This window comes from Kribbella sp. NPDC056951 (assembly GCF_042674205.1).
GTDB classification, from domain to species: domain Bacteria; phylum Actinomycetota; class Actinomycetes; order Propionibacteriales; family Kribbellaceae; genus Kribbella; species Kribbella yunnanensis.
Genome location: NZ_JBHUQZ010000019.1, coordinates 118,548 through 145,358 on the forward strand (window position 1 = coordinate 118,548; position 26,811 = coordinate 145,358).

The 26,811-nt window shown below is 67.5% G+C and carries 24 protein-coding genes; 14 read left to right on the plus strand and 10 right to left on the minus strand.

What is annotated here, in order from left to right; genetic code table 11:
* The first annotated feature begins 1 nt into the window (after position 1).
* The 5 genes from ACFTSF_RS40130 to ACFTSF_RS40150 all read left to right on the plus strand — a co-directional run bounded on the left by ACFTSF_RS40130 (position 2) and on the right by ACFTSF_RS40150 (position 6,321).
* Positions 2 to 721, plus strand: coding sequence for a GntR family transcriptional regulator (locus ACFTSF_RS40130; RefSeq protein WP_344156826.1), 720 nt, complete (start codon positions 2 to 4; stop codon positions 719 to 721).
* A 72-nt stretch (positions 722 to 793) separates the two neighbouring features.
* Entirely contained in the window at positions 794 to 2,317 is a 1,524-nt protein-coding gene (locus ACFTSF_RS40135) for an amino acid permease (protein WP_380160678.1), read from the plus strand.
* Positions 2,318 to 2,509: 192 nt separating this feature from the next.
* Positions 2,510 to 5,266, plus strand: a complete 2,757-nt coding sequence (locus ACFTSF_RS40140) for an AAA family ATPase (protein ID WP_380160680.1) — start codon at positions 2,510 to 2,512, stop codon at positions 5,264 to 5,266.
* A 9-nt stretch (positions 5,267 to 5,275) separates the two neighbouring features.
* Positions 5,276 to 5,497 (plus strand): SCO4848 family membrane protein, encoded by a 222-nt coding sequence (locus tag ACFTSF_RS40145; RefSeq protein ID WP_132404931.1) that lies wholly within the window; start codon positions 5,276 to 5,278, stop codon positions 5,495 to 5,497.
* Positions 5,494 to 6,321 carry a M55 family metallopeptidase gene (locus ACFTSF_RS40150; RefSeq protein ID WP_380160682.1) on the plus strand — a complete coding sequence of 276 codons (828 nt, stop codon included), beginning with the start codon at positions 5,494 to 5,496 and terminating at the stop codon, positions 6,319 to 6,321. The genes ACFTSF_RS40145 and ACFTSF_RS40150 overlap by 4 nt, the downstream gene beginning before the upstream one ends.
* Here the strand turns inward: ACFTSF_RS40150 and ACFTSF_RS40155 are convergent.
* The 3 genes from ACFTSF_RS40155 to ACFTSF_RS40165 are packed head-to-tail and all read right to left on the minus strand — an operon-like array spanning position 6,301 to position 8,327.
* Entirely contained in the window at positions 6,301 to 6,594 is a 294-nt protein-coding gene (locus tag ACFTSF_RS40155) for a hypothetical protein (protein ID WP_380160684.1), read from the minus strand. The two genes, ACFTSF_RS40150 and ACFTSF_RS40155, sit on opposite strands and share 21 nt — an antisense overlap.
* A gap of 16 nt (positions 6,595 to 6,610) precedes the next feature.
* Positions 6,611 to 7,840 (minus strand): hypothetical protein, encoded by a 1,230-nt coding sequence (locus ACFTSF_RS40160; protein ID WP_380160685.1) that lies wholly within the window; start codon positions 7,838 to 7,840, stop codon positions 6,611 to 6,613.
* Positions 7,833 to 8,327 carry an RNA polymerase sigma factor gene (locus ACFTSF_RS40165; RefSeq protein WP_380160687.1) on the minus strand — a complete coding sequence of 165 codons (495 nt, stop codon included), beginning with the start codon at positions 8,325 to 8,327 and terminating at the stop codon, positions 7,833 to 7,835. The genes ACFTSF_RS40160 and ACFTSF_RS40165 overlap by 8 nt, the downstream gene beginning before the upstream one ends.
* Positions 8,328 to 8,436: 109 nt before the next feature.
* Here ACFTSF_RS40165 and ACFTSF_RS40170 point away from each other — a divergent pair, with 109 nt between their 5' ends.
* Entirely contained in the window at positions 8,437 to 9,477 is a 1,041-nt protein-coding gene (locus ACFTSF_RS40170) for a hypothetical protein (RefSeq protein ID WP_380160689.1), read from the plus strand.
* A 197-nt stretch (positions 9,478 to 9,674) separates the two neighbouring features.
* Here ACFTSF_RS40170 and ACFTSF_RS40175 read toward each other — a convergent pair whose 3' ends face one another.
* Genes ACFTSF_RS40175 through sdhC form a run of 4 tightly spaced genes read right to left on the minus strand, consistent with a single transcriptional unit; the run spans position 9,675 to position 12,924 of the window.
* On the minus strand, positions 9,675 to 10,379 hold the full coding sequence (locus ACFTSF_RS40175) for a succinate dehydrogenase iron-sulfur subunit (RefSeq protein WP_344156856.1): 705 nt from the start codon (positions 10,377 to 10,379) through the stop codon (positions 9,675 to 9,677).
* Positions 10,379 to 12,121 carry a succinate dehydrogenase flavoprotein subunit gene (gene sdhA / locus ACFTSF_RS40180; protein ID WP_380160691.1) on the minus strand — a complete coding sequence of 581 codons (1,743 nt, stop codon included), beginning with the start codon at positions 12,119 to 12,121 and terminating at the stop codon, positions 10,379 to 10,381. The genes ACFTSF_RS40175 and sdhA overlap by 1 nt, the downstream gene beginning before the upstream one ends.
* 13 nt (positions 12,122 to 12,134) lie before the next feature.
* Positions 12,135 to 12,590, minus strand: coding sequence for a succinate dehydrogenase hydrophobic membrane anchor subunit (locus tag ACFTSF_RS40185; RefSeq protein WP_344156862.1), 456 nt, complete (start codon positions 12,588 to 12,590; stop codon positions 12,135 to 12,137).
* 1 nt (position 12,591) lies between these two features.
* Positions 12,592 to 12,924 (minus strand): succinate dehydrogenase, cytochrome b556 subunit, encoded by a 333-nt coding sequence (gene sdhC, locus ACFTSF_RS40190; protein ID WP_380160714.1) that lies wholly within the window; start codon positions 12,922 to 12,924, stop codon positions 12,592 to 12,594.
* Between the two features lie 326 nt (positions 12,925 to 13,250).
* On the opposite strand from sdhC, the gene ACFTSF_RS40195 reads away from it, so the two are divergent.
* A complete protein-coding gene (locus tag ACFTSF_RS40195; protein ID WP_380160693.1) occupies positions 13,251 to 14,066 on the plus strand; it encodes an MBL fold metallo-hydrolase in 816 nt (271 codons plus the stop codon).
* Between the two features lie 4 nt (positions 14,067 to 14,070).
* Here the strand turns inward: ACFTSF_RS40195 and ACFTSF_RS40200 are convergent, their stop codons facing one another.
* Together ACFTSF_RS40200 and ACFTSF_RS40205 are read right to left on the minus strand one after the other, a co-directional pair.
* Entirely contained in the window at positions 14,071 to 15,300 is a 1,230-nt protein-coding gene (locus ACFTSF_RS40200) for a glycosyltransferase (RefSeq protein WP_380160695.1), read from the minus strand.
* A 2-nt stretch (positions 15,301 to 15,302) separates the two neighbouring features.
* Positions 15,303 to 16,427 (minus strand): glycosyltransferase family 4 protein, encoded by a 1,125-nt coding sequence (locus tag ACFTSF_RS40205; RefSeq protein ID WP_380160697.1) that lies wholly within the window; start codon positions 16,425 to 16,427, stop codon positions 15,303 to 15,305.
* A gap of 193 nt (positions 16,428 to 16,620) precedes the next feature.
* Between ACFTSF_RS40205 and ACFTSF_RS40210 the strand changes: the two genes are divergently transcribed.
* From ACFTSF_RS40210 to ACFTSF_RS40220, 3 genes are all read left to right on the plus strand, one after another.
* Positions 16,621 to 16,914, plus strand: a complete 294-nt coding sequence (locus ACFTSF_RS40210) for a toxin-antitoxin system HicB family antitoxin (RefSeq protein ID WP_380160699.1) — start codon at positions 16,621 to 16,623, stop codon at positions 16,912 to 16,914.
* Entirely contained in the window at positions 16,915 to 17,349 is a 435-nt protein-coding gene (locus tag ACFTSF_RS40215) for a type II toxin-antitoxin system VapC family toxin (RefSeq protein WP_380160700.1), read from the plus strand.
* A gap of 79 nt (positions 17,350 to 17,428) precedes the next feature.
* Positions 17,429 to 19,009, plus strand: a complete 1,581-nt coding sequence (locus ACFTSF_RS40220) for a methylmalonyl-CoA mutase (RefSeq protein WP_380160702.1) — start codon at positions 17,429 to 17,431, stop codon at positions 19,007 to 19,009.
* 813 nt (positions 19,010 to 19,822) lie between these two features.
* Here the strand turns inward: ACFTSF_RS40220 and ACFTSF_RS40225 are convergent.
* A complete protein-coding gene (locus tag ACFTSF_RS40225) occupies positions 19,823 to 21,004 on the minus strand; it encodes an amidohydrolase (protein WP_380160704.1) in 1,182 nt (393 codons plus the stop codon).
* A gap of 227 nt (positions 21,005 to 21,231) precedes the next feature.
* On the opposite strand from ACFTSF_RS40225, the gene ACFTSF_RS40230 reads away from it, so the two are divergent.
* The 4 genes from ACFTSF_RS40230 (at position 21,232) to ACFTSF_RS40245 (ending at position 26,580) form a co-directional block, all read left to right on the plus strand.
* Positions 21,232 to 22,311 carry a BMP family ABC transporter substrate-binding protein gene (locus ACFTSF_RS40230; protein ID WP_344156885.1) on the plus strand — a complete coding sequence of 360 codons (1,080 nt, stop codon included), beginning with the start codon at positions 21,232 to 21,234 and terminating at the stop codon, positions 22,309 to 22,311.
* Between the two features lie 253 nt (positions 22,312 to 22,564).
* The gene (locus tag ACFTSF_RS40235; RefSeq protein ID WP_380160706.1) at positions 22,565 to 24,115 is read left to right on the plus strand and encodes an ABC transporter ATP-binding protein; all 1,551 of its coding nucleotides are present in this window, start codon (positions 22,565 to 22,567) and stop codon (positions 24,113 to 24,115) included.
* Positions 24,116 to 25,297: an ABC transporter permease gene (locus ACFTSF_RS40240; RefSeq protein WP_344156891.1), complete on the plus strand. Its 1,182-nt coding sequence runs from the start codon at positions 24,116 to 24,118 to the stop codon at positions 25,295 to 25,297.
* Complete coding sequence (locus tag ACFTSF_RS40245; RefSeq protein ID WP_380160708.1) at positions 25,294 to 26,580, plus strand: ABC transporter permease; 1,287 nt, start codon at positions 25,294 to 25,296, stop codon at positions 26,578 to 26,580. The genes ACFTSF_RS40240 and ACFTSF_RS40245 overlap by 4 nt, the downstream gene beginning before the upstream one ends.
* The last annotated feature ends 231 nt before the right edge of the window (positions 26,581 to 26,811 follow it).

Below are 26,811 nucleotides of genomic sequence, written 5' to 3' on the forward strand. Positions count from 1 at the left end.
CATGGTCACGCCTGCAGACGATGCCGTGTTCCGGCCGGTCCGGACCGGGAACCCGTTCGAGGAAACGGTCGAACGGTTGCTGCAGGCAATCAAGCTGGGCGTGGTCCGGCCGGGCGACCGGCTGCCCGCCGAGCGCGATCTCGCCACCCGGCTGAACGTCAGCCGGGTCACCCTGCGGGAGGCGATCCACGCCCTCACCGAGGCCGGGTACGTCGAATCCCGCCGCGGCCGGTACGGCGGTACGTTCGTCAACGAGCAGTTGCCGAAACCCCGCCGTACGCCGGCCAAACGGATCGCCCGCGAACTGGGTGACGGACTCGACGACGCCCTGATTCTGCGTGACGCGCTGGAAACCGGGGCGGCGGAAGCGGCCGCCGTACGGGCGTTGACGGCGGCTGAGGAAGCGCATCTGCGGAAGTGCCTGGCCGACACCGCGGCCGCGAAACTCACCGACTACCGCCGCTTCGATTCGCGGCTGCACCTGGCGATCGCCGAGGTCACCGGCTCGGCGTCACTCACCTCCGCGACGGCCGACGTACGGATGCGGCTGAACGAACTGCTGGACGCAATCCCTTTGCTGGAACGCAATATCGAGCACTCCAACGACCAGCACGCAGCGATCGTGGACGCGATTCTGAATGACGATCCGGCGGCTGCGCGGCAGGCGATGCAGGAACACCTCTCCGGTACGGCGGCCCTGTTGCGCGCCTTTCTTGTCTGACTCCTTGACTCTGTCAATCGGTCATGTCTCAATGTGTCAAAGGTCTGCCGGAAGACCATTGAGGAGGCCCTCGTGAGCCACGAAAAGACGCCGATGACCGATGACGAGCAACGCCTGCATCAGCTCGGATATGCGCAGGAACTCTCGCGGACGATGTCCGGGTTCTCGAACTTCGCGGTGTCGTTCACGATCATCTCGATCCTGTCCGGCTGCCTGACGCTCTACGGGTTCGGGATGAACACCGGCGGCCCGGCGATGATCGTCTGGGGCTGGCCGTTCGTCGGGCTGATGACGTTGTTCGTCGGGCTCGCGATGGCCGAGGTCTGCTCGAGCTACCCGACCGCGGGCGGTCTGTACTACTGGGCCGCCAAACTGGCCCCGTCGAACGGGCCAGCCTGGTCCTGGTTCACCGGTTGGTTCAACTTCCTCGGCCAGGTCGCCGTGACGGCCGGCATCGACTTCGGCGCCGCGTTCTTCCTGAACGCCTTCCTCGACCTGCAGTTCGGCTTCAGCGCGACACCCGGCCACACGATCCTGCTGTTCGGGCTCATCCTGCTGGTACACGGATTGCTGAACTCGCTCGGCGTGAAGCTGGTCGCCCGGCTGAACGACATCAGCGTCTGGTGGCACATCGTCGGCGTTCTGTTCATCGTCGGCGCGCTCGTTCTGCTGCCCGACAACCACCAGTCGGCCGGCTTCGTCTTCGGAAATTTCGTCAACAACACCGGCTGGGGCTCCACCTTGTACGTCGGCCTGCTCGGGCTGCTGCTCGCGCAGTACACCTTCACCGGGTACGACGCCTCCGCGCACATGACCGAGGAGACGCACGACGCGGCCCGCTCGGGTCCGCGCGGCATCGTGATGTCGATCCTGGTCTCGCTGGGTGCGGGCTGGGTACTGCTGATCGGCCTCACCTTCGCGATCCAGAGTTACGAAGGCGCCCTCGACAGCAAGACCGGCGTACCGCCTGCGCAGATCTTCATTGACGCGGTCGGCCTCACGATGGGCAAGGTCCTGCTACTGGTCGTCATCGGTGCCCAGCTCTTCTGCGGGATGTCCTCGGTGACCGCCAACTCCCGGATGATCTACGCCTTCTCCCGAGACGGCGCGCTGCCCGGCTCGTCGCTCTGGCACAAGATCAACTCCAAGACCCGCACGCCGACCAACGCCATCTGGCTGGCCGCCGGCGGCGCCTTCCTGCTCGGCCTGCCCTACCTCTGGAACGCCACCGCGTACGCCGCGGTCACGTCGATCGCGGTCATCGGCCTCTACATCGCCTACGTCCTGCCGACCCTGCTCCGGCTCGTCCAGGGCAAGAACTTCAAACCCGGCCCGTGGTCATTGGGGCGCTGGAGCAAGCCGATCGGCATCATCGCGATCGTCTGGGTGGCCTTCATCACCGTCCTGTTCATGCTCCCGCAGGCGAGTCCGGTCACCGGTAAGAACTTCAACTACACGCCGATCGCCGTCCTGGTGGTCCTCGGCTTCGCTGCCGGCTACTGGTTCCTGTCCGCCCGCCGCTGGTTCACCGGCCCCAAGGTCCAGGGCTCCGAAGCCGAACTGGCCGCCATCGAACGCGACCTCGACGTCATCTGATTCCACTCCTGAACGTTTCAGGTTTGCCGGGGCGCCATCTGGTGCCCCGGCACGATCGTGCCGTGCTGACCGCTCTGACGCGGCAGCATCGGGTGACAGGATGGTGTCGAGACGGTTTCCTCATGTGACACTCGCCGTGTCGGCCGGTCGTCGGCTGTGATAATCGGCGAGGGTAATCCTTCGAGGAGTTATGTGACTGACGACGAGCTGGTTGGCCGGAGCGGACTGGTCGAGCGTGCGAAGAAGCAGCTCGAGACCAGCGGCAGTGTGCTGCTCTACGGTCCGACCGGTATCGGCAAGTCGGCGATGGGGCGGGCGCTGGTCGCGGACCGGACCAAGGCCGGTTGCCGCGTTCTGAGCGCGGCTCCGTCACAGAGTGAAGCCGGGCTGCCGTATGTCACGCTGCTCGACCTGCTCTCGAACCAGCTCGAGCTGGCCTGGCAGGTGCTGCCGGACCACCTCCGCCAGCCGCTAGAGGTCGCTCTGCTCAAGGCGAGCGCTCCGGACACGGTCCGTGACGAGCTGGCCGTCCGCCTCGCCGTACTGCATGTACTGCGGCGCCTGGCGGCGAATGGGCCGGTGCTGCTCGTGGTCGACGATATCCAGTGGGTCGACCCGTCCAGTCTCGAAGTGCTCACGTTCTGTGCCCGGCGGCTGTCCGAGGGCGTGCATATGCTCGCCACCGAGCAGGTTGCCGACGGCGACCTCCCGGTGATGGCTGAGGCGTGCCCGGAGCCGGTGCTGCAGCTGGAAGTACCTCCGCTGACCGAGCCCGACGTACTGGGTCTGCTGCGCCAGCGGCTGTCCAGCCCGCTCCCGGTCCGGACTGCGCGCCGCATCTTCACTGCGAGCGCCGGCAACCCGTTCATGGCGCTGGAGCTCGGCCGCGCCGTGCTGCGGCACCCGCAGGGCGTCTCGCCGAATGACCCGCTGCCGGTGTCCAGCCGGCTCAAGACGCTGCTCGGCGACCGCTTGTCCGACCTGAGCCTCGGTGCGCACGAGCTGCTGCTGCACGCCGCCTCGTCCCCGCGCCCCACGACCACTCAGCTCGCACAGTCCCTCGACCGGCCGATCGAGACCGAGCTAGCCGAGGCCGAGGCACTGGGGCTCATCGACATCGCCTCCGAGCGACTGCGGTTCGCCCACCCGCTCCTGCGGGAGTACGTGTACGCCGAAGCCACGTCGGCCGCTCGCCGTCAGGCGCACGCCCAGCTAGCCGCAGTAGTCGACGAACCGGTCGAGAACGCGACCCACCGCGCCCTGGCCACCCAGGAGGCCGACGCTGACCTCGCGGTCGCCATCGAGGAGGCTGCTGCCGTTGCCGCCGGTCGTGGTGCGCCTGGCGCCGCCGCGACCCTCTGGCGACTCGCAGCCGAGCGGACACCGGGCAACCTCCCGGACGAGCGCGCTCGCCGCCTCACTCGGGCCTCGGACGACGCTGCGGCCGCCGGGCATCTGGCGGAATCCGCTGAGATGGCGCGGCTCGCCGTACAGGCTGCGACGCTTCCAGAGACCAAGGTTCCGGCGCTGCTACTGCAGGTCGACGCCGCCTGGCCGGACCGGGAGGTTCGAGTCGGTCTGCTGGCCGACGCCTTCGAGGCTGCCCAGGGCGACGACCGGCTCGAGGCGCGGGTCCGCATCGGGCTCAGCAACAGCGCGTACTTCGATCGCCGGCTGGACGAGGCGCAGGAGCACGCCCGGGTGGCCGAGAAGCTGGCCAGGGCGTCCGGCGACACCGAGGCGTTGGTCGACGCGCTGAGCGCGACCAGTTCGGTGCTGATGTCGCGCCGGGCCGACCAGAGCGCGGACTTCCTGTTGTCCCAGGCGGCCGAGCTCGCGCGCGACCTGCCGCTGTCCCAGGCGGTCGTGATCGCCCGCCAGATGGCGGCGATGAGTGAGCTGTTCCGCGGCCGGACCGACGAGGCGATCTGCGCGATCAGTGCCCTCGTCGAAGAGGTCCGCGACGGTGGGGCCATGCGCTGGCTGGCCTCGGTGCTGATCTCGGCGACCGCGATCTACGAGCGCAGCGGCCGCGGCCCGGAGGCCCTGAGCGCGGGCCACGAGTGCTATCAGCTCATGCAGGACATCGGCGAAGAGGCCGAGGTCGGGCTTATCATCGCCAGCCGCGCCGAGTGGGCCGGCGGTACGGCGGCCATGGCCCGCCAGCTCGCTGATGCGGCACTCGAGGGGGTCCGCCTGGTCGGCAACGACGAGTGGACGGGCCCGGCACTCGCCGTACAAGGACTGGTCGGCGTACTGACCGGTGATCCGCAGCGGGCCGTCGAGGCGTTTGACGCGATCGCGGATTCCGGCGAGGCCGCGATGCCGTTCGACCCCGCGATCATCCCCTGGCACGCGGACTACGCCGAAGCGCTGGTCGCCGCCGGCCGGCTCGACGACGCGGCCGCCCTGATCGCCGAGATCCGCTCCCGCGCCGCCACCTTGGACCGCCCGATCGTGCTGATCGGCCTGGCGCGTTCGGAGGCGCTCCTGATCGCCAAGCAGGGCGATCCGGCCGCGGCCCTCGACCTGCTGGAGCAGACGATCAGCGGTGCGGGCGACCGCGTGTACCCGCTGGATGTCGCCCGCTGCGAGCTGACCCGCGGCCGGGTCGCCCGGCAGGCCCGGCGTCGTTCGGTGGCGCGGACGGCGTTCCTGGACGCGATCGAGCAGTTCGAGACGTACGGCGCTCCCGCCTGGCGCGAGGTGGCCGAGACCGAGCTGGCCCGGCTGGACGTGCCGAGCCGCAGCCGGCAGCCGTCCGAGCTGACCGACAACGAGCAGCAGATCGTCGCGATGGTCCGCGACGGTTCCACGAACCGCGAGATCGCGGCCGCGCTCTACCTGTCGGTCAAGGCGGTCGAGTCCCAGCTGACCCGCCTCTACCGCCGCTTCGGAGTGGCGAACCGCACCCAGCTGCTGCGCATGGTCGACCGCCCGGGGTCATAACCTGGCGGGGTGAAACTCGAACGGAAGCACGCCTTCGTCCTGCTCGGCATCGCGATCTGGAACGTCGTCACCTACCTGCGCTTCATCAAAGCGCTGATCGACACCGAGGACCGCCCGACCGGGTATTACGTCGCCCACACGATCCTGATCGTGGTGAACCTGGTGATCGCAGCCGTCCTCGGTACCTGGGGAGTCCGTGCCTACAAGGCGGCCAAGGTCACCTCGTCGTGAAGGTCTACATCAGCGCGGACATGGAAGGCATCACCGGCCTGGTCGACGCCGAAGACGTACAACCGCCCGGCCGTGACTACGAACGTGGCCGCGTAATGATGACCGAGGACGTGAACGCCGCCATCCGCGGCGCCTACGCGGCCGGCGCAACCGCCGTACTGGTCAACGACGCCCACGGCCCGATGCGCAACCTGCTGCCCGACCAGCTGGACCCGCGCGCCACCCTGATCAAGGGCCGCCCGAAGCCGATGGGCATGATCGAAGGTCTGGATGATTCGTACGACGCCGTGCTGTGCGTCGGCTTCCACGCCCGCGCCGGCATCCTCGGCGTACTCAGCCACAGCTTCATGGGCCACGAGATCGAAGACATCTGGCTGGACGACCAAGTCACCGGCGAAATAGGCCTCTTCGAAGCAACAGCCGCGGCGTACGGCGTACCGCTGGTGCTGTTGACCGGCGACGACACCGCCTGCGCCGAGGCCGTGGCCTGGAACGACCGAATCCACACCGTCCCGGTGAAATACGCCAAGGACCGCTTCGCCGCCCAACTGGTCCCAGTCGCCGAAGCCCGCGCCGCCATCGAATCCGGAGCTGCTTCCGCGCTCCGCTCGGTGCCAACCGTCGCGGCCGCCGCAGATCGCCGTACCCTCACCGTCCGCTGGCAGTCCGCCTCAGTCGCCTCCCACCTCACCGCCATCCCCGGCGTCACCCGCCACGACGACCGCACGGTCACGGTCACCGACGACATGCTCCAGCTCTACCGCCTCTTCAACCTCTACCTCCGCGTCGCCTCCGCAGTCACCTCAAACCCGCCGTACTGCTAACGCCCGCGCAGCAGACGACAACTCAAGCCCCATACTCAACCGCTGCCAAGCCTGCGAGAACGACGACTGAAAGCTCCCGCGCACCGCGAGCGCAACAACCGAGATCAACGCCTGCCCAACCGCAAAGAACCCGATCCCCACCACCGTCCCCACGATCGAACCCCCAGCGAACTGGCCGACCAAGATCAATACAACGCCGACCAGCCACGCAACAAACCCCACCGCGTACGCCGCCGCCAACAACCGCCCGTTAGCCACCCTCGCCCAATCCATGCCCGCCAGTATGCAGCTAGCGCGGCTCCAGATAGTCCCAGGTCTTTCCGTGATCTGCGCTGTGCGCGACCTGGGTGAGCGCTCCGTGCGGTTGGGAGTTCGCGATGCCGTACAAAGGTTCGGACCCGCTTGCGAATCCCCACAAGAACTGTGGGGCGGTGCCCTTCGTCCGAACCTGGCCTTCGGAGATGGTGTACAGCGAGGCGCCGACGTCGTTGGGTTGCCGGCCGAGCAGGAGCACGGTGCCGTCGTCCAGTGCGGCAGGCTTACCGTCGACGGTGTACGGGAGACCGGAGACGGTGCGCCAGGTCGCTCCGGCGTCCGTCGAGACCTTCGTCGTCTCGAGCCGTTCAAGTGTGACGTTGCCGGCGGTGATGGACGAGGAGGTAGCCACGATGGTCCGGCCGTTCCGGCTCACCGCGAGCCAGTTGCCTGAGTGCTCCGCGTCGAGTAGTTCGTGCTGCCAGGACTTCCCGTGGTCATCGGTCCAGAGGATCCGGTCCGGACCGCGCCCGCCGAGGAACCACCATCGTCCGGTGTCGTCCCGGACCGGCTTCTGCGGCCCCGACATGCGGTCGGGGGAGTTCGGAAGGTCCAACCGCCGCAGGGTCGACTTCTTCAGGTTGAGAACGGCGATCTCACCTGGCATCACCTTGTCGGTCAGCAGCTCACCTTCCTCGAAGGTCCGAGTCGGCGCCGTATAACGCAAGGGCGTCTGCACCGCCCCACGGTCGGCGAATCGTAACAACAGCGCCTCCCCGGGCGTGGGGTCGTCGTCCCCCACGGTCGCGGGCAAGTGGGCGCCGTACACCGCGATCGGTTCCTTGCCGACCAGCAAGGTCGCCCACGGACCCGGCCGTACTGGTGTGATTACCTTCCTGCCGTTCGAGCTCAACACTGCTGCAGAGGAGCACTCGTTGTTCGGGCAGCGCGACCAGGCCGCCGCCCAGTGGCTGCTGTCGGAAGCCACGAACGACTCCACGTTGGCCCCGGGATCATGAATGAGCGCCTCGCCGTCGCGGTCCGAGTTGGAGACGGTCGGCTGGGGTGCGATCGGGACCTTCCGGGCGCCTCCGCCCGGCAGCGTTCCGATGATCAGTACGGCGGCCACGACCGCGGAGACTGCGGCAGCGATGGACAGCCGGCGGCGCGTGCGTCGGCGGGTGGCTCTGCGGCCTAGTGAGTCGAAGGAGGGGGCATCGACGGCTTGCTGGACTGTGAAGGCCAGGTCTTTGAGGTCAGACATGGTCGACCTCCTCTTCGGCGAAGGTTCGAATCAGGGGTGCCAGCCGGGCTCGGCCTCGGGTCAGGCGGGCTTTGACGGTGCCTTCGGGGATGCCTAGCTGGGCGGCGATCTCGCGGACGGAGAGGTCGACGATGTGGTGCAGGGTGATGGCCTCACGTTGGTCCCACGGCAGTCGGCGGAGGGCGTCTACGAGGGCGACGTGGTCGGGGGTGAGGCCGGGGACCGAGTCCGGTGGTGGGCCGGTGCGGCTGATGATGCGGTGGAACGTGGTGTTGCGGCGGAAGCGGCTGCGGGCGACGTTCAGGGCGACCATGCGGAGCCACGCTTCGGGGTTGTCGACGTGGGCGAAGCGCTGGGGCTTCTCGATTGCCCGGACGAAGGCTTCCTGGACGGCGTCCTCGGCCTCGCTCAGGCTCCCGCACAGCCCGTACAGCTGTCCGACCAGGCGGCGGTAGCAGCCGTCGTACACCTCGCGCAGGCTCTCCATCGCGACCCCCAGTCAGCACCCAGCCTCTGCCCGCACGACTCTTGGCGGGTAGGAGCCGGTTGCTGAATGTGTGCTAGATCACATTCGGTGAAATGAGAGCATTCGCCGTATGTGGCTCGACGTACGGCGGCAGTTGGTCGAGAACCGGTATCAGTTGGCCGTGGAAGCGGCGGGTGAGTTTCCGGCGGAGCGTAGAGTCGCGGGTACGCCGTTGCTGGCGGCGGCGTCTTGGATTCCGGCCGAGCCCATCCCGCTGGCCTCGGTGCGGCTCGAGTTCGATCCGGACGCGGTCTTCTCCGGAGTGACGGGACTTGAACCCGCTGCTCTGGAGTCCCTGCCGCCCGGCTACAGCTCGTACGCGGAGGCGATTCGCGGCCTGGCGGCGCCGGCGGTCTTCGAGGACCGGCCCACCTATCGGTTGATCTCGGCGGATCTGGCTGGAGCCGATCCGGTACTGCGCTTCGGTCGCGGTACCTACTTCGACAGCATCAACACGGGGGAGGCGGCCGCTCACGAGTACGCCGCCGGGGTCGGTGGTTTGCGGGCCGCGATCGGGGATCCGTGGAACCTGTCCCGGCGACCGGCCAACGTCGCGATCAGCACACTGACCCTTCGCGCCGAAGCCGGCGAATCAACCTTCTTCGTCCATTGGCGTGATCCGAAGAAGGTCGGCCACGCGGGCGGTCTCTACCAAGTCGTCCCCGTCGGCATCTTCCAGCCGAGCGCAGCCGCCGCATGGAACGAGCAGCGCGACTTCTCCCTCTGGCGGAACATCGTCCGCGAACTGGCCGAGGAGCTACTAGGCGAGTCCGAGGACTACGGAAGCGAGGCTGCCCCGATCGAGTACGACGATTGGCCGTTCGCGGCACGTCTCGAGGCAGGCCTGGACGACGGCTCGGTGCGGGCGCACTGCGTCGGTCTCGGCGTCGACCCACTCACCTTCGCAACTGACCTGCTCACCGTCGTGTCGATCGACGCACCCCTCTTCGACGACCTGTTCGCCAACCTGGTCGAACGAAACGACGAAGGTCGAGTCCTGGCCCCACAACCCTTCACCCCCGAGGTCGTCGACAACTTCGTCCACCACCAACCCATGCAAGCAGCCGGCGCCGCCCTCCTCCACCTAGCCCAAACCCACCACCTCGCCTAGCCGCGGCTCCCCTCCCATTCACCTCAACAGCCGAACCCAGGGCACTCCACAATTGCTCCCGGCGGCACCCGCCACGCCTGGGCACACCCCGCCAACGACAATTGATGAGCTGTCTGGGTCCGCGATCGTCCGCTCCGGCGCGCACAAAGGAACAGCCTCTGACCGCACAGGGCGGGCAGAGGCTGGTGAACCGATGGTCAGACTCGGCGGAAGATGAGGGCTCGTTTTACTTCTTGGATGGCCTTCGTGACTTCGATGCCTCGGGGGCAGGCGTCGGTGCAGTTGAAGGTGGTTCGGCAGCGCCAGACGCCTTCTTTGTCGTTCAGGATTTCGAGGCGCTGTTCGGTGCCTTCGTCGCGGCTGTCGAAGATGAAGCGGTGGGCGCCGACGATGGCTTGGGGGCCGAAGTACTGGCCGTCGGACCAGAAGACCGGACAGGACGTCGTACAGGCCGCGCAGAGGATGCACTTGGTGGTGTCGTCGAAGCGGTCGCGGTCGGCCTGCGACTGGATGCGTTCGCGGGTCGGTTCGTGGCCGCTGGTGACGAGGAAGGGCATCACCGAGCGGTAGGCGTCGAAGAAGGGCTCCATGTCGACGACGAGGTCCTTGAGCACCGGGAGGCCCTTGATGGGCTCGACGGTGATCTCCTTCTCCGGCGACAGGTCCTTGATCAGGGTTTTGCAGGCCAGGCGGTTGCGGCCGTTGATGCGCATCGCGTCGGAGCCGCAGACGCCGTGCGCGCAGGACCGGCGGAACGTCAACGTCCCGTCCTGTTCCCACTTGATCTTGTGCAGTGCGTCGAGGACCCGGTCGGTCGGCTGCAGGGTGACGGCGTACGTCTTCCACTCCGCCTCGTCGACGACCTCGGGGTTGTACCGGAGGATCTTGACCTTGACGTCCATCAGTACTTCCGCTCCATCGGCTTGTAGCGGGTCTGGATCACCGGCTTGTAGTCCAAACGGATATTGACGTTGCCTTCGGCATCGAGTTCGCGGTACGCCATGGTGTGCCGCATGAAGTTGACGTCGTCACGCTTGTCGTAGTCCTCGCGGAAGTGCCCGCCGCGAGATTCCTTACGAGCAAGGGCAGACACGACCAGTACTTCGGCCAGGTCGATCAGGAAGCCGAGTTCGACGGCCTCGAGCAGGTCGGTGTTGAACCGTTTCCCCTTGTCCTGCACGGAAACCTGGGCGAACCGCTCCTTCAGCGACTCGATGTCCATGAGCGCCTGCTTCAGCGAACCCTCGGTCCGGTACACCTGCGCGTTCAGGTCCATCGTCGCCTGCAGGTCGTTCCGGATCGCCGCCACCCGCTCCGAACCGGAAGCGTTCCGCATGCCCTCGATCAGGTCGACCACGAACGCCTCAGGCTCGGCCGGCAGCTCCTCGAAGGCAGCCGTCGCCGCGTACTCCGCAGCCGCGATACCCGCCCGCCGACCGAACACGTTGATGTCGAGCAACGAGTTCGTCCCAAGGCGGTTCGCGCCATGCACGGACACGCACGCGACCTCACCCGCGGCGTACAGGCCGGGGATCACGTCGTCGTTGTTGGCCAGCGCCTCGCCCTTGATGTTGGTCGGGATGCCGCCCATCGCGTAGTGCGCGGTCGGGAAGACCGGGATCTGCTCGGTATACGGCTCCACACCCAGGTAGGTCCGCGCGAACTCCGTGATGTCCGGCAGCTTCGCGTCGATGTGCGCAGGCTCGAGGTGTGTCAGGTCGAGCATCACGTAGGCCTTGTCGGGCCCACATCCACGCCCTTCACGCACCTCGTTCGCCATCGCGCGCGCAACCATGTCACGCGGCGCGAGGTCCTTCACGGTCGGTGCGTACCGCTCCATGAAGCGCTCGTTGTCGGCGTTGCGCAGGATGCCGCCCTCACCACGGGCCGCCTCCGACAGCAGTACGCCGAGACCCGCCAGACCGGTCGGGTGGAACTGGAAGAACTCCATGTCCTCCAGCGGCAGCCCCTTGCGCCACACGATCCCCATGCCGTCGCCGGTCAGGGTGTGCGCGTTGGACGTCGTACGGAAGACCTTGCCGAAGCCGCCGGAGGCGAACACGATCGACTTGGCGCTGAAGATGTGCAGCTCGCCGGTGGCCAGTTCGTAGGCGACGACGCCGGTGGCGCGGCCGCCGACCATCAGCAGGTCGAGGACGTAGAACTCGTTGAAGAACTCGACGTTCTGCTTGATGCACTGCTGGTACAGCGTCTGCAGGATCATGTGACCGGTACGGTCCGCGGCGAAACAGGAACGCCGTACGACGGCCTCGCCGTGGTTGCGGGTGTGGCCACCGAAGAACCGCTGGTCGATCTTGCCCTCGGCGGTCCGGTTGAACGGCAGGCCCATCTTCTCCAGGTCGAGGACCGCGTCGACGGCCTCGCGGCACATCACCTCGGCCGCGTCCTGGTCGACCAGGAAGTCACCACCCTTGACCGTGTCGAAGGTGTGCCACTCCCAGTTGTCCTCCTCGACGTTGGCCAGTGCGGCGCACATGCCGCCCTGGGCCGCGCCGGTGTGCGACCGGGTCGGGTAGAGCTTGGTGAGCACCGCGGTCCGGGTCCGCTTGCTGGACTCCAGGGCCGCGCGCATACCGGCCCCGCCGGCGCCGACGATGACCACGTCGTACTGATGCCGCTGCATCTGAGAACTGTCCTTACTTGCAGACCGACAGCGTGCTGCTGGGGTCGAGGCAGGGATCGAAGGTGAAGATGACCAGGGTGCCGAGGACGACGATCACGATCGACGCCGTGACCAGCAGTGCCTTCAGCCAGAACCGTGTCTGGTCCTTCTCGGCGTAGTCGTTGATGATCGTGCGCATCCCGTTGGTGCCGTGCAGCATCGCCAGCCACAGCATCAGCAGGTCCCAGACCTGCCAGAGCGGGTTGGCCCACTTGCCGGCCACGAAGGCGAAGTCGAGGGCGGTGATTCCGCCGCCGAGCATCAGGTTCACGAACAGGTGGCCGAGCACCAGTACGACGAGGGCCAGGCCGGACAGCCGCATGAACAGCCAGCTGTACAGCTCGAAGTTCGTCTGACCGGACCGGTTCCGGCCGCCGCCCTTCAGCGAACGGGCGCGGGTGCTTGAGCGCGGGGCCGCGATCTCGCTCATCTCAGCCTCCGAAGACGTGTGAGAGGTGCCGGATGACGAACGGCACGAAGAGCACGACCCAGACGACGCCGACGCCGATCATCAGCTTGCGCTGGTTGCGCGGGCCCTGGGCCCAGAAGTCGACCAGGATCAGCCGGATGCCGTTGAACGCGTGGAACAGGATGGCCCCGACCAGGCCGACCTCCATCAGGCCGACGATCGGGTTCTTGTAGGTGCCGATGACCTCGTTGTAGGCCTCCGGCGACACCCGGACCAGAGCGGTGTCGAGTACGTGCACGAGCAGGAAGAAGAAGATTCCCACGCCGGTGATCCGGTGCGCGACCCATGACCACATGCCCTCCCGGCCACGGTAGAGCGTGCCGGCTGGTTTGCTGGGCAAACCGATCCTCCGATCGGATCTCGGAAAAGAGAGCCGGTGCGGCTGCCGCGATTCGGCTCGGCCCGGCGAAAACCCGGCCGGGTTCGATGGTAGTCCTGCTGCCGTGGCGCTTTTGTCCTGACAGGTGTGACATCGCTCTCCCGCGTGTCGGAGCCTGCCCTTAATTGGCCCCGCGACCCGGGTCGGCAGTGGCCCTCGACCGGTGACCCCACCGTGTTCTTGACTTCAACTGAGCTTTAACCGCGAGAGTCCGGTGAAAAGACGATGGAGGGGAGATCACGGTGAGTTTCTGGATCTGTGCAACCTGTGCGGTCGAGCACTCCGAGCAGGTCGACGTGTGTGCGATCTGCGCCGACGAGCGGCAGTGGGTACCGGCCGACGGTCAGCACTGGACGACGCTGGAGGAGCTGGCCGCGGCGGGCACGTCGGTGGTCGTCGAGGAGGTCGAGACCGGCCTGTACGGCGTCACGTCGAAGCCGCCGGTGGGAATCGGCCAGCAGTCGATGCTGGTGACCACGTCCGAGGGCAACCTGCTGTGGGACCCGATCGGCTATCTGGACGACGACGCCGTACGGCGGATCCGGGAGCTCGGCGACGTGGTCGGGATCGTTGCCAGCCACCCCCATATGTACGGCGTCCAGGTCGAGTGGAGCCACCGCCTCGGCAACGTACCGGTGTATGTCTCCGAGGCCGATGCCCACTGGGTCGCCCGCCAGGATGCGGTGATCCAGACCTGGAAGGGCGTGCTGAACCCGTTGCCAGGCGTCACATTGATCCAGCCTGGCGGTCATTTCCCCGGCAGTGCGGTCGTGCACTGGGCGGATGGTGCCGAGGGCAAGGGTGTCGTGCTGTCCGGCGACACGATCTTCGCGAACCCCGACCGCACCTCGGTCAGCTTCATGCGCAGCTACCCCAACCGCATCCCGCTGTCCGGTGCGGTCGTCGACCGCGTGGCTCGCGCGCTAGACCCGTACGACTACGACCGCCTCTACAACAACTTCGGCTCGGTCATCCCGGTCGACGCCAAGGCCGTCGTACGGCGTTCTGCCGATCGCCACATGGCCTGGACCCGCGGCGACTACGACCACCTGACCTGAGGGCTCAGGCCGCCAGGCGGGACTGGGCGAGGCGGGTGTGCAGGGCGAGCATGTGGCGGATGCAGGTGTCCCAGTCGTAGAGCTCGGCCCGGCGACGGGCCGCGGCTCGGCGGTTGGGGACCTTGGCCAGCTGGAGTACGGCGTCGGCCAGGGCGACCGGATTGGCCTGGCCCCAGCGACCGCAGGTCTCGTCGACCAGCTCGCGGGCGCCACCCGTGTTCGCCGTGACCACCGGCGTACCGGCGGCGAGAGCCTCCAGTACGGCGAGGCCGAACGTCTCGCCGGGGCAGACCGACAAGGCGATGTCCGCCTCGGCCAGATGCCTGGCGAGGGTACGGCGGCCGTCGACGTACCCGTGGAACGTGATCGGCGCCGTACCGGCGATCTCGAGCAGTTCGTCGAGGTGCGGACCGGTGCCGTAGACGTCCATCTGCAGCTTGACGCCACGGCGGTGCAGCTCGGCGGCGGTGGCGACCGCGAGGTGCGGGCTCTTCTCGCGGGACAGCCGGCCGGCGTGGACGAGCTTCAGTACGCCGTCATCGGCCGGCTTGCCGAGTGATGGGTGGAAGGTGTCCAGGTCGACCCCGAGCGGGATCCGGACCAGGGGCGTGGTCACGTCGTCGAACTCGGCCGCCGCGTACCGCGACGTCACCACGACCGCGTCGTACGTGCGGCTGAGGATCTTGTAGAGCGCGGCCACGGTGGCGACCACATGCAGCTGGCTCGCCTTCACACCCTCGGCGCGCCGCTGGACGCTCTCACCGGTCCAGCGGCTGGTGTAGGTGGTGACCTCGCCGAGCATCCGTCCCGGACGCAGTACGTCGTGACCGCCCAGCTGACCGGGTCGCGCGGCACCGAGCGCGAGCATCGCGTCCAGGCGCTCGTGACTGAACAAGACGGTGCCGATGTCGTTCTTGCGCGCCCAGCGAGCGACCGGGAGCAGCGTCGACTTGTCGGAGATCTCGACCGTCGTCGGCTGGAACTTCTTCAGTACGTCGATCACGTTCCACGGCGTGGTGATCAGCCGGTAGCCGCCACTCACCTTCGGCGCCTTCACCCGGACGACCGTGCCGTAATCGGTCTCGATGATCGCGTCCCGCTCGCCCGGGGTGATGACGATCCGGTCCGCGCCGGCATCGACGTACCCCTGACCGATGTGCTCGATCGCGGTCCGCATGCCGCCGGAGGTCGGTCCGACGAAGTTCGCCAGCTGAGCGATTCGAAGGCTCCCCATGCTCAAGCCACCTGCCGTACGGCGGCGGCTTCGCGGAGGACTTGCGCGTAATGCCGGTCGACCAGGTCGTCGACCACCGCCGGCCATGTACGGGACTGGACTCGCTCGAGACCGCTGGCCGCCATCCGGGCGCGGGCCTCGGGGTGGTCGAGGAGCGTCTTGACGGCCTCGCGGAGTGATCCGGTCTGACCGGGTTCGAAGAGCAGCCCGTTGACGCCGGGGTGGATCAGGTCCAGCGGACCGCCCGCGGCCGGGCCGACGGTGGCGACACCAGAGGCCTGCGCCTCCTGGATCGTCTGGCAGAAGGTCTCGTGCTCACCGGTGTGCACGAACACATCCAGCCCGGCGAAGATCGCGGCCAGGTCAGCACCCCGGCGCATCCCGAGAAAGGTTGCCTGCGGCAACGCATGTTCCAGCGCGGCGCGGTCCGGGCCGTCGCCGACGATCACGATCCGGCAGTCCAGATCGGTCAGCTCGGCGAGTCGCCGAACCTTCTTCTCGGCTGCGAGGCGACCGACGTACCCGACGATCGGTTTGCCGTCCGGCGAGATCTCGCGCCGCCAGCCCTCATCACGGTGCTGCGGGTCGAACAGGTCGAGGTTCACACCGCGTCCCCAGTGATAGACCCGCGGTACGCCGCCCTGCACGAGCGCCTCGACCGACGCCGTCGATGGCGCGAGAGTGCGGTCGGCGCGCGAATGCGTCCGCCGTACCCAGCGCCAGATGCCACGATCCGCCGCGGCGAACCACGGGTACTGCCGAGCGAAACCGGCGATATCGGTCTGGAAGATCGCGACCGTCGGCAACCCCAACCGGCGCGCGGCGCGCAACCCGTAGGCCCCGATGATGAACGGCGAGGCGAGGTGCACGAGATCAGGCTTGAACTCGGCCATCGCCCGCTCGATCGACGGATCCGGCAACCCGACCGGAAACTCCTTGTACCCAGGCGTCCGGAAGCTCCGCGCCCGGATCACCTGTACGTCGCCATAGCTGTCCGGGCCCGGTCCGGGCGCGATGATGAGCAGCTCGTGCCCGCGGGCCCGAAGCCGGTCGGCGACATGGCGAGCCGTGTTCGCCACGCCATTGATCTGCGGCAGGAAGGTCTCGGCAACCATCACGATTCGCACGTTTGCAGGTTCCCGACCGCGCATGAACCCTCGGCGACACTCTCGTGACACGTTGTGGATTCCCTGTCGACGCCTTCAAGGCCGCTTGATGTCTGCCCGGTGACGTCCGGGCGTCGGCATGCTGCTGGAACGCGAACTGTGGGGGTGCGAGAAGTGATAGCAACATCTGGCATGGGTTGATATCATGTGCCCCATGAGACAGCTGCTACTTCGGGTTCCCGACGACCTGCACGCCAGGTTGACGGCTCGTGCCCAGCAAGAGGGCCAGTCGGTCAACGCGCTGGCGACCGAACTCCTCGACCACGTGATCGAGGAAGACTCCGCGTCGGTACGGCGCCGACTGCGAGCCAAGGCCCATCAGCTAGGGGTGCTGGCAGAACCGCATGCCCCGCGCCGGACGCTGTCTCCGGCAGCACGGCGAGCCGCGCTCGACTCGGCCCGCGGCTTGGGACAAGTTGTCGACGAGATCCTGGAAGACGGCCGCTGAATGATCATCTACGTCGACTCGTCCGTGCTGGTGCGCGCTTACCTGCCGGACGAAGACGGACACACGGCCGCAAACGACCTGTTGGTCGGCGAGGACGCGTTGGTGACATCCACCTGGACGCTGGTCGAGGTCACCAGCGCTCTGACGCGTGCAGCCCGTGGTGGTCGCGCGAACCTGGACGACCTCTTGGCCGCCTTCGAGGCGGACACGGCGGTCGATGGTCCCGTCACTCTGCTCCGCCCGGACGCGGTGGCGGTCGAGGCGCGGGCGATCGAGATCGTTCGCGACCACGCGATCAGGTCTTTGGACGCATTGCACCTGGCGGTAGCCGAGTTGGCCGCGCTGCCGCTGTCGTCTCCCGAGGACTGCGGATTCGCGAGCCGCGACTCAGCCCAGGCGGGAGTGGCCGCCAAGCTCGGTTTTCTGCTGCTCTGAGACCGCCGTCACGCGGGGTGCTGGATGTCACCCGGGTGGTGCATACCAGTGGAGGGGTGGTTCCGCCTACGGTGGGAAGATGAGTCATCGCAGTGAGTCCGGATTCGAGTTCGCGCCGGTGTACGACGCGGGCGCGCTGGACGGGTTCGAGCCGGCCGAGAAACTGGGGGAGCCGGGGAAGTTCCCGTTCACCCGTGGGGTCTACCCGACGATGTACACGCAGCGGCCGTGGACGATGCGCCAGTACGCCGGGTTCGGCACGGCCGCGGAGTCGAACCAGCGGTACCACCAGCTGATCGACGCCGGGACGATGGGGCTGTCGGTCGCCTTCGACCTGCCGACCCAGATGGGGTACGACTCCGACGCCCCGATCGCGTCCGGCGAGGTCGGCAAGGTCGGCGTGGCGATCGACTCGATCGACGACATGCGGGTGCTGTTCGACCGGATCCCGCTGGACCAGGTGTCCACCTCGATGACGATCAACGCGCCGGGATCGGTGCTCCTGCTGCTGTACCAACTCGTCGCGGAGGAGCAGGGGGTCGCCGGTGACAAACTCACCGGGACGATCCAGAACGACGTACTGAAGGAATACATCGCGCGGGGAACCTACATCTATCCGCCGAAGGAGTCGCTGCGGCTGATCAGCGACATCTTCGCGTACTGCAAGGCGGAACTGCCGCGCTGGAACACGATCTCGATCTCCGGCTACCACATGGCCGAGGCCGGGGCGACGCCTGCGCAGGAGATCGCTTTCACGCTGGCCGACGGGATCGAGTACGTCCGGGCCGCGGTCGCGTCCGGGCTGGATGTCGACGAGTTCGCACCGCGGTTGTCCTTCTTCTTCGTCGCTCGTACGACGTTGCTCGAAGAGGTCGCGAAGTTCCGCGCCGCGCGGCGGATCTGGGCTCGCGTGATGCGGGACGAGTTCGGCGCGAAGAACCCGAAGTCGCAGATGCTGCGGTTCCACACCCAGACCGCCGGCGTGCAGCTGACCGCGCAGCAGCCCGAAGTGAACCTCGTCCGAGTCGCCGTGCAGGGGCTGGCCGCCGTACTGGGTGGAACGCAGTCGCTGCACACCAACTCGTACGACGAAGCGATCGCCCTCCCGACCGAGAAGGCCGCCCGGCTGGCCCTGCGCACCCAGCAGGTCCTCGCCTACGAAACCGACATCACCGCGACCGTGGACCCGTTCGCCGGCTCGTACGTCGTCGAGGCGCTGACCGACAAGGTCGAAGGCGAAGCCGTCGAGCTGATGAACCAGGTCGAGGAGTACGGCGGTGCGGTCGCCGCGATCGAGAAGGGCTTCCAGAAACACGAGATCGAGCAGTCGGCGTACCGCATCTCCCTGGAGATCGACGCGGCCGAGCGCGTGGTCGTCGGCATGAACAAGTTCAAGATCACCGACGAAGAACCCTACGAACCCCTCCGCGTAGACCCCGCCATCGAAGCCCAGCAAGTAGCCCGACTAGCCACCCTCCGCACCGAACGCGACCAGACCGAGGTAGACGAGGCATTGGCCGACCTCAAGAAAGCCGCCGAAGGCACCGACAACTGCCTCTACCCCATGAAACGAGCCCTCAAAGCCCGAGCCACCGTAGGCGAAGTCTGCAACACCCTCCGCGAAGTCTGGGGCATCTACACCCCCGCCGACACCTTCTAAGGACACCGGCAAAAGGACACCGCTCCGCGGCGGCAGTCCTTTGCGCCTTCGGCGAGGCGCGCAACCCGCCGCGCCTACCAAGGCCGCCGGCGCGGCTGAAGGCAGGTGCCCCTCACCAGATCACGCTGGTTGGGCGCGCGAGCTAGCTGCCGGAACGCCCCAACGTCTCCTTGCCAGGCATGCCTCCATCTTCCTGCACCCGGACACCAGGGCCATCACAATTGCGTGCTGGATGGTCGCTTACGCGGTGAGCTTGGCGCGACGTGCAGTTGTGATGGGCTGCAGGTCCGGACCTGCCGACGTGGGCAACCTCGTGGCTCGCCGTGAGCCGGACGTGCGCCACTCACCAACTGCTTCTGAAGGCGGTTGGCGGCCGACGCTTGAGCGTGGGGGAGTTGGTGCGGCGGGAGTTGGTGAGTGTTGGCGGTCCGGGGTGCGGACGTGCACCACCCACTACTCCTCCGAATGCCCGTCGACGGAGTGCCGTCAGGCGTGGGACCGCGGTTGCGGTGCGGGTTGGTGGGTGATGGGAGTCCGCGGTGAGCGGACGCACGGGCCATCACAATCGCGTGCTGGACGCTCGCACGAGCGGTGAGGCTGGCCCCGGCGTGGAGTTGTGATGGGCCGGTGGTCCGCACCTGCCGCCGCGTAGCTCGCGGCAAGCCTGCCCCACCGTCCGCCGACGCCGAGCGCCACCTGCCGATCGCCGCCCCCTGGGTCCGCAGCAGCTTGCGGCAATCACTCTCCAACGCGATCACGTTGCGCACCCGCCGGAGGCGGCAAAGGGGTGTCGCCGCGGAGCGGTGTCCGAATTCAGTCGAGGAGGGCGGCGGAGGTCAACAACGTGGTGGCTAGGGAGATCGACTCTTCGGAGGGGTCGAAGGTGGGGGTGTGGAGGTCGCCGGTGGTGTCGAGGGTGGGTGGGCGGACTCCTAGGCGGGCCATGGCGCCAGGGACGTGTTCCAGGTACCAGGCGAAGTCTTCGCCGCCCAACGACTGATCCGTGGGGCTGATGGCGCCGGTGCCGAGGGTTTGCTGGGTGGCGTTGCGGAGGGTTTCGATGGCGGTGGGGTCGTTCATGACTGGGGGGACGCCGTGGGTTACTTCGGTGTCTACCTGGATGCCGTAGGGGGCGACGAGTTGGTTCGCCAAGGCTGGGATGAGGTCGGCGGCTTGGCGCCAGGCGTTGACGTCCAGGCAGCGGAGGGTGCCTTCGGCTTCGCCTCGGGAGGGGATGGCGTTGGCGGCGGAGCCGGAGGTGATGCGGCCCCAGACGAGGGACATGCCGGCGCGGGGGTCGACCCGGCGAGACAACGCGGCGGGGAGCTCGGTGACGAGGGTGGCGAGGGCGTAGACGAGGTCGCCGGTCAAATGCGGGCGGGAGGTGTGGCCGCCGGGGCCGCTCAGGCGGACGAGGATGCGGTCGGCGGCTGCGGTCAGGGCGCCGACACGCAGGCCGATCTGGCCTACCTGCAGGCGGGGGTCGCAGTGCACGCCATAGATACGCCGTACGCCGTCCAGTCCACCGGCCGCGATCACGCCGAGTGCACCACCGGGCATGACCTCCTCGGCCGGCTGGAAGATGAGGCGGACCCGGCGGTCCAACACGCCGTCCCGAGCCATCCCGGCCAGGACGAGTCCCGCGCCGACCAGGCCGGCGGTGTGGATGTCGTGACCGCAGGCGTGCGCGACGCCGTCGTTCGTCGACCGCCAAGGCGCCTCGACGCCGTCGGGGACCGGGAGCGCGTCGATGTCCGCGCGCAGCGCCACACAGGAGTCACCGGAACCGATGTCACAGATGAGTCCGGTCCCGGTCGGCAGCACGCGGGGTGACAGGCCGGCGTCCTTGAGGATGAGCTCGAGGATGTCGGTGGTCCGGACTTCGTGCCAGCCGAGCTCGGGGTGGGCGTGCAGGTCCCGGCGCAGCTCGACTGTGGTCTCGCGGACTTCCTCGACCCGGGCAAGGACATCCGCGACCAGCAGGTGATGACTCATGCCCGCGATTGTGACACGAGGCCTGAATCGTTCACTCTCCGTTACGGCGCCGGGCGGTCGGTGATCGTGCCGCAGGAGTTGCGGAAATGTGACGAAAGTGCCGGTCACTTTCCGGTATCGAGGTCATCTTGGCGTTCTAACTAACACTGGCCGCCCCTATAGTCTGCGGATGGCACGCAGGGGCAGGCGTGCGGGCAAACGATCTGGTACGACGAAGGAGACGTCCGGTGAAGAAGTTTGTGCGGGGAACCGCGATCGTGGGCGTACTGACGCTCGCTGTCGCAGCTTGTGGTAGCAAGCCGACGGAAAGCGGCAGCACCGGAGGGACCGACAACAAGGCCTTCAAGGCCTGCATGGTCTCCGACTCCGGCGGTTTCGACGACAAGTCGTTCAACCAGACGTCGTACAAGGGGCTGCAGGACGCGGTCAAGGCCAAGGGCCTCAGCGAGGTCAAGGCGGAGTCGAAGTCGGACAACGACTACCCGACCAACATGACCGCGATGGTCACCGCGAAGTGCAACGTGATCGTCGCCGTGGGCTTCAAGCTCGAGGACGCCACCGACAAGGCGGCGACCGACAACCCCGGGATCAAGTTCGCGATCGTCGACTCGGCCCCGGCCAAGCCGATCGCCAACGTGAAGCCGCTCGGCTTCAACACCGCGCAGTCCAGCTTCCAGGCCGGTTACCTGGCCGCGGCGCTGTCCAAGTCCGGCAAGGTCGGCACCTTCGGCGGCGTCAAGATCCCGCCGGTGACGATCTTCATGGACGGCTTCGCCGAGGGCGTGGCGTACTACAACAAGCAGAAGTCGAAGAACGTCACCCTGCTCGGCTGGGACGAGGCCAAGCAGGAGGGCCTGTTCACCGGTGACTTCGAGGACAAGGCGAAGGGCCAGAACAACGCCCAGAACCTGATCACCCAGGGTGCCGACATCATCTTCCCGGTCGCCGGCCCGTCGGGTCTGGGCGGTCTGCAGGCGGCCAAGGCCAGCAACGGCAAGGTCAACGCGATCTGGGTCGACACCGACGGCTGCGAGTCCGCCGCGGAGTACTGCTCGGTGCTGATCACCAGCGTCAAGAAGGGGATGGACGTCGCCGTCCAGGACGCGATCGTCTCCGTCGTCGACAACAAGTTCGACAACAAGCAGTTCATCGGCACGCTGGAGAACGGCGGTACGTCGCTGGCTCCGTTCCACGAGTTCGACAGCAAGGTCCCGGCCGAGCTGAAGACCGAGCTGGACCAGATCAAGACCGACATCATCGGCGGCAAGATCACCATCACGTCCCAGGCGCAGCCGAAGGCGTCCTGATCACCGCGTAACACGGTGCGAGCCAGGAAGGCAGACCGCAACAGGTCAAGCCTTCCTGGCTCTCGGTCTAAGGCCGCGGGCGATGGCCAAGCGCCTACTGCGCGGCACTCGGCACGGCACCTCGCCGCACGGATGCAAAGCGCACGATGCTCCGCATCGCACCCTCCGCCTCCGCGCACCGATGCACCGCACCGAGCACCTGCTCGCTACGGCGCTTGACCACCGCCCGCGACCTGAGGGGAGACTGCCTCACATGCATCTCGAGCTGTCCGGCCTGACGAAGAGCTTCGGTTCGCTGGTCGCCAACGATCACATCGACCTGGTCATCGAGCCGGGCGAGATCCACTGCCTGCTCGGTGAGAACGGCGCCGGCAAGAGCACGTTGATGAACATGCTCTACGGGCTGCTGCAGCCCGATTCCGGTGAGATCGTGATCGACGGCGAGAAGGTGACCATCACCTCGCCGAGTGACGCGATCAAGCACGGCATCGGCATGGTGCACCAGCACTTCATGCTGGTCCCGGTCTTCACCGTCGCGGAGAACATCATGCTCGGCCGGGAGAACACGCACCCCGGCGGCGTGCTGGACCGCAAGAAGGCGAACGCCCTCGTCACCGAGCTGTCCGAGCGGTACGGCTTCGAGGTGAATCCCGAGGCGCTGGTCGAGGACATCCCGGTCGGCGTTCAGCAGCGCGTCGAGATCATCAAGGCGCTCACGAACGACGCCAGTGTGCTGATCCTGGACGAGCCGACCGCCGTGCTGACGCCGGCTGAGATCGACGAGCTGATCGCGGTGATGCGGCAGCTCAAGGAGAACGGCACCTCGATCGTCTTCATCACCCACAAACTCAAAGAGGTCAAGGCGATCGCGGACAAGATCACCGTGATCCGCCGCGGCAAGGTGGTCGGCCAGGCCGAGCCTTCCGCGACCGAGGAAGAGCTGGCCGAGCTGATGGTCGGTCGCGCGGTCGACCTGGTGGTCGACAAGGAACCGGCACAGCCGAAGGACGCCGTACTGCGGGTGCAGGGTCTGACCGTGATCGACGAGCGCGGGTTCACCGCGGTCGACAACATCGACCTGGAGGTCCGGGCCGGCGAGATCCTCGCGGTGGCCGGTGTCCAGGGCAACGGTCAGACCGAGCTCGCCGAGGCGTTGCTCGGCCTCACCCCGATCGCCGCCGGGACGATCAGCCTGGGCGGCGAGGACCTGACCGGGAAGTCGACCCGGCACCGCCTCGAGGCCGGTATCGGGTACATCCCGGAGGACCGCGGCCACGACGGTTTCGTGGCCTCGTTCACGGTCGCCGAGAACCTGGTGCTCGACCTGTTCCGCAAGGCGCCGTTCGGCAACGGGCTGGCGCTGAACACCGACGAGATCGACAAGAACGCGCACGCCCGGGTGGAGGAGTTCGACATCCGCACCCAGGGCATCGACCTGACCGTGTCGTCGCTGTCCGGCGGTAACCAGCAGAAGGTCGTGCTCGCCCGCGAGCTGTCCCGGCCGCTGAAGCTGCTGGTCGCGTCGCAGCCGACCCGCGGGGTCGACGTCGGTTCGATCGAGTTCCTGCACAGCCGGATCGTGCGTGAGCGCGACCAGGGCACCGCCGTACTGATCGTGTCCACCGAGCTGGACGAGATCGCGGCGCTGGCCGACCGGGTCGCGGTGATGTACCGCGGCAAGGTGGTCGGCGTCGTACCGGCCGACACCCCCCGCGACGAGCTCGGCCTGATGATGGCCGGCGCCTCCAAGTCCGAGGCGCACGACGTCGCGATCGAGAACCCGACCACGTTGGGAACCATCTAGATGAGCACAACACAAGCCCCCGCACCGGTGGTACGCCGGCGATCCGGGCTTCCGTCGTGGGCGGTCCAGGGCCTCGTCTCGCTGAGCGCGATCGTGCTCGCGCTGCTGGTCGGGGCGATCCTGATCATCGTCGGCGACGACGAGGTGAAGACAGCGGTCGGGTACTTCGGCGCTGCGCCGCTGGACACGATTTCCGCGGCACTGTCGGCGGTCGGCGAGGCCTACAAGGCGCTCGCGCTCGGTGCGATCGGTGGCATCACCCCGATCAGCGAGTCGCTGACCCAGGCCACTCCGCTGATCTGCGGCGGTCTCGCGGTCTCGCTGGCGTTCCGGACCGGGCTGTTCAACATCGGCGCCCAGGGACAGCTGATCATGGGCGCGGTCCTCGCCGGGTACGTCGGTTTCGCGTGGCACCTGCCGCCGGTCCTGCACCTGATCGTCGCGATCGTGGCCGGCCTGATCGGCGGCGCGATCTGGGGCGGTGTGGTCGGCCTGCTGAAGGCGCGCACCGGCGCCCACGAGGTGATCGTCACGATCATGCTCAACTACGTCGCGATCTACCTGCTGCAGTGGTTGCTCACGACCAAGGCGTTCCAGCGGCCCGGCCGGGCCGACCCGATCTCGCCGGTCGTCGACGCCAACGCGCAGTACCCGCAGTTCGGGGACACCCGCCTGCATCTCGGTTTCCTGCTGGCGCTGGTCGCCGCGGTCTTCGTCTGGTGGCTGCTCAACAAGTCGACCGTCGGCTTCGAGCTCCGCGCAGTCGGTGCGAACGCCGACGCATCCCGTACGGCGGGTATGTCGGTCGGCCGTGCCTACGTGATCGCGATGGTCGTCGCCGGTGCGCTGGCCGGTCTCGCCGGGACCCAGCAGGTGCTCGGAACCGACCTGCCGCTGACTGACGGCGTGGCCGCATCGGTCGGGTTCGACGCGATCACGGTCGCGCTGCTCGGCCGCGGTACGCCGCTCGGCACCGTACTGGCCGGTCTGCTCTTCGGCGCGTTGAACGCGGGCGGTCTGCAGATGCAGCTGATCACCCAGACTCCGTTGACCCTGACAACGGTGCTGCAGGCAACCATCGTGCTGTTCGTCGCGGCTCCCGCGCTGGTCCGCTCGGTCTTCCGGTTCCTGCCGAAGGATCGCGGATCCGGAGCCATCCTCGCGAAGGGTTGGAACGGATGAGCGACGTGACGGTTCAGGACGTCGGGCCGGTCCCCGCTCCGGCGGCGATCGAGGCCCCGGCCGACCGCGTTCGCCGACTGCGGGTCGGCGGTCTGATGCTGGTCTTCGCGCTGATCGGCCTTGGGCTGGCGATCTTCACCAAGAGCGGCAAGGCGACGTTCCAGCTGGTGTCCGGCGACCTGCAGAACAACCTGCTCGGCCTGCCCGCGCAGCCGGTCGCCCTCCTGCTCGGCGCCCTCGGCGTGCTGGCCGCGGTCGCATACGTCCTGCGCCGGGTCCCGCAGAAGTACTCCGGTTGGCTGGCCATCATTCTCGGTGTCAGCTTCATCGGCGCCTTCCTCTGCTGGGCCGCCGCGGGCAAGACCTTCCCGCTGGCCAACCAGTTCCAGGGCACGCTGAACTTCGCCACCCCGCTGATCCTCGGCGCGCTGGCCGGTGTGCTGTGCGAGCGGGCCGGTGTCATCAACATCGCGATCGAGGGCCAGTTCCTGGTCGGCGCGTTCACCGCGGCCGTCGTCGCCAGTACGACGGGAAGCGCGGTGGCGGCGTTGATCGCGGCCGCGGCATCCGGCGTACTGATGGCTCTGCTGCTCGCCGTGTTCTCGATCAAGTACCTGGTGAACCAGGTCGTGCTCGGCGTCGTCCTGGTCGTGTTCGCGACCGGTATCACCGGCTTCCTGTTCGACCAGTTCCTGCAGGAGGATGCGGCCGGCCTGAACACGCCCGAGGTGCTGTCGGCGGTGAAGATCCCGGGCCTGGGCGACATCCCGTTCATCGGGCCGATCCTGTTCAACCAGACCGCGCTGGTCTACCTGACCTACATCGCGGTCGCAGTCGTCACCTTCGTGCTCTTCCAGACCCGGTGGGGCCTGCGGGTCCGCGCGGTCGGCGAACACCCGAAGGCGGCCGACACGGTCGGCATCAAGGTCAAGCGCGTCCGGTACTCCGCCGTACTGTGGGCCGGGGTTCTCGCCGGCCTCGGTGGTGCGTTCTTCACGGTCGGGTACGCCGGTTCGTTCGCCAAGGACATGACCGCGGGTAACGGCTTCATCGCCCTGGCCGCGCTCATCATGGGCCGCTGGCACCCGATCGGCGCCATGGTCGCCGCCCTGTTCTTCGGCTTCGCCACCCAACTGCAGTCCCAGCTCCAGATCATCCAAACCCCCATCCCCGGCGAACTCCTCCTCATGGCCCCCTACCTAGCCACGATCATCGCCGTAGCCGGCCTAGTAGGCCGCGTAAGAGCCCCCAAAGCCGACGGCGAACCCTACGTCACCGAGTAGCCCCGTTTGGTGGGTTCACCCACCCCCTGGGAGGTTCCCATACCGAATTTCGGGCTGGGAACCCCTCAGCTGATGGGTCCCCCTCTGCGCCCCCAAATGACGCCAGCCGGGCAGGCGGTGGGCCGAGTGCGGCGCGTTTGGTGGGTTCACCCCAAGGCCGGTTAGTTAGTGGTCAGGGTGGTGTGTCAAGGATGTCGATGGTGATGGTGGCTTTGTAGGTGGTGCGGTTGA

What these genes read in the sequence shown, in the direction of transcription:
- ACFTSF_RS40210 (WP_380160699.1), top strand. Translation starts at nt 16,621, where the DNA reads ATGAGACAGCTGCTACTTCGGGTTCCCGACGACCTGCACGCCAGGTTG.
- ACFTSF_RS40215 (WP_380160700.1), top strand. Translation starts at nt 16,915, where the DNA reads ATGATCATCTACGTCGACTCGTCCGTGCTGGTGCGCGCTTACCTGCCG.
- ACFTSF_RS40160 (WP_380160685.1), bottom strand. Translation starts at nt 7,840, where the DNA reads ATGTCTGACCTCAAAGACCTGGCCTTCACAGTCCAGCAAGCCGTCGAT.
- ACFTSF_RS40130 (WP_344156826.1), top strand. Translation starts at nt 2, where the DNA reads ATGGTCACGCCTGCAGACGATGCCGTGTTCCGGCCGGTCCGGACCGGG.
- ACFTSF_RS40225 (WP_380160704.1), bottom strand. Translation starts at nt 21,004, where the DNA reads ATGAGTCATCACCTGCTGGTCGCGGATGTCCTTGCCCGGGTCGAGGAA.
- ACFTSF_RS40175 (WP_344156856.1), bottom strand. Translation starts at nt 10,379, where the DNA reads ATGGACGTCAAGGTCAAGATCCTCCGGTACAACCCCGAGGTCGTCGAC.
- ACFTSF_RS40200 (WP_380160695.1), bottom strand. Translation starts at nt 15,300, where the DNA reads ATGGGGAGCCTTCGAATCGCTCAGCTGGCGAACTTCGTCGGACCGACC.
- sdhA (WP_380160691.1), bottom strand. Translation starts at nt 12,121, where the DNA reads ATGCAGCGGCATCAGTACGACGTGGTCATCGTCGGCGCCGGCGGGGCC.
- ACFTSF_RS40170 (WP_380160689.1), top strand. Translation starts at nt 8,437, where the DNA reads ATGTGGCTCGACGTACGGCGGCAGTTGGTCGAGAACCGGTATCAGTTG.
- ACFTSF_RS40220 (WP_380160702.1), top strand. Translation starts at nt 17,429, where the DNA reads ATGAGTCATCGCAGTGAGTCCGGATTCGAGTTCGCGCCGGTGTACGAC.
- ACFTSF_RS40155 (WP_380160684.1), bottom strand. Translation starts at nt 6,594, where the DNA reads ATGGATTGGGCGAGGGTGGCTAACGGGCGGTTGTTGGCGGCGGCGTAC.
- ACFTSF_RS40165 (WP_380160687.1), bottom strand. Translation starts at nt 8,327, where the DNA reads ATGGAGAGCCTGCGCGAGGTGTACGACGGCTGCTACCGCCGCCTGGTC.
- ACFTSF_RS40235 (WP_380160706.1), top strand. Translation starts at nt 22,565, where the DNA reads ATGCATCTCGAGCTGTCCGGCCTGACGAAGAGCTTCGGTTCGCTGGTC.
- ACFTSF_RS40185 (WP_344156862.1), bottom strand. Translation starts at nt 12,590, where the DNA reads ATGAGCGAGATCGCGGCCCCGCGCTCAAGCACCCGCGCCCGTTCGCTG.
- sdhC (WP_380160714.1), bottom strand. Translation starts at nt 12,924, where the DNA reads ATGTGGTCATGGGTCGCGCACCGGATCACCGGCGTGGGAATCTTCTTC.
- ACFTSF_RS40245 (WP_380160708.1), top strand. Translation starts at nt 25,294, where the DNA reads ATGAGCGACGTGACGGTTCAGGACGTCGGGCCGGTCCCCGCTCCGGCG.
- ACFTSF_RS40240 (WP_344156891.1), top strand. Translation starts at nt 24,116, where the DNA reads ATGAGCACAACACAAGCCCCCGCACCGGTGGTACGCCGGCGATCCGGG.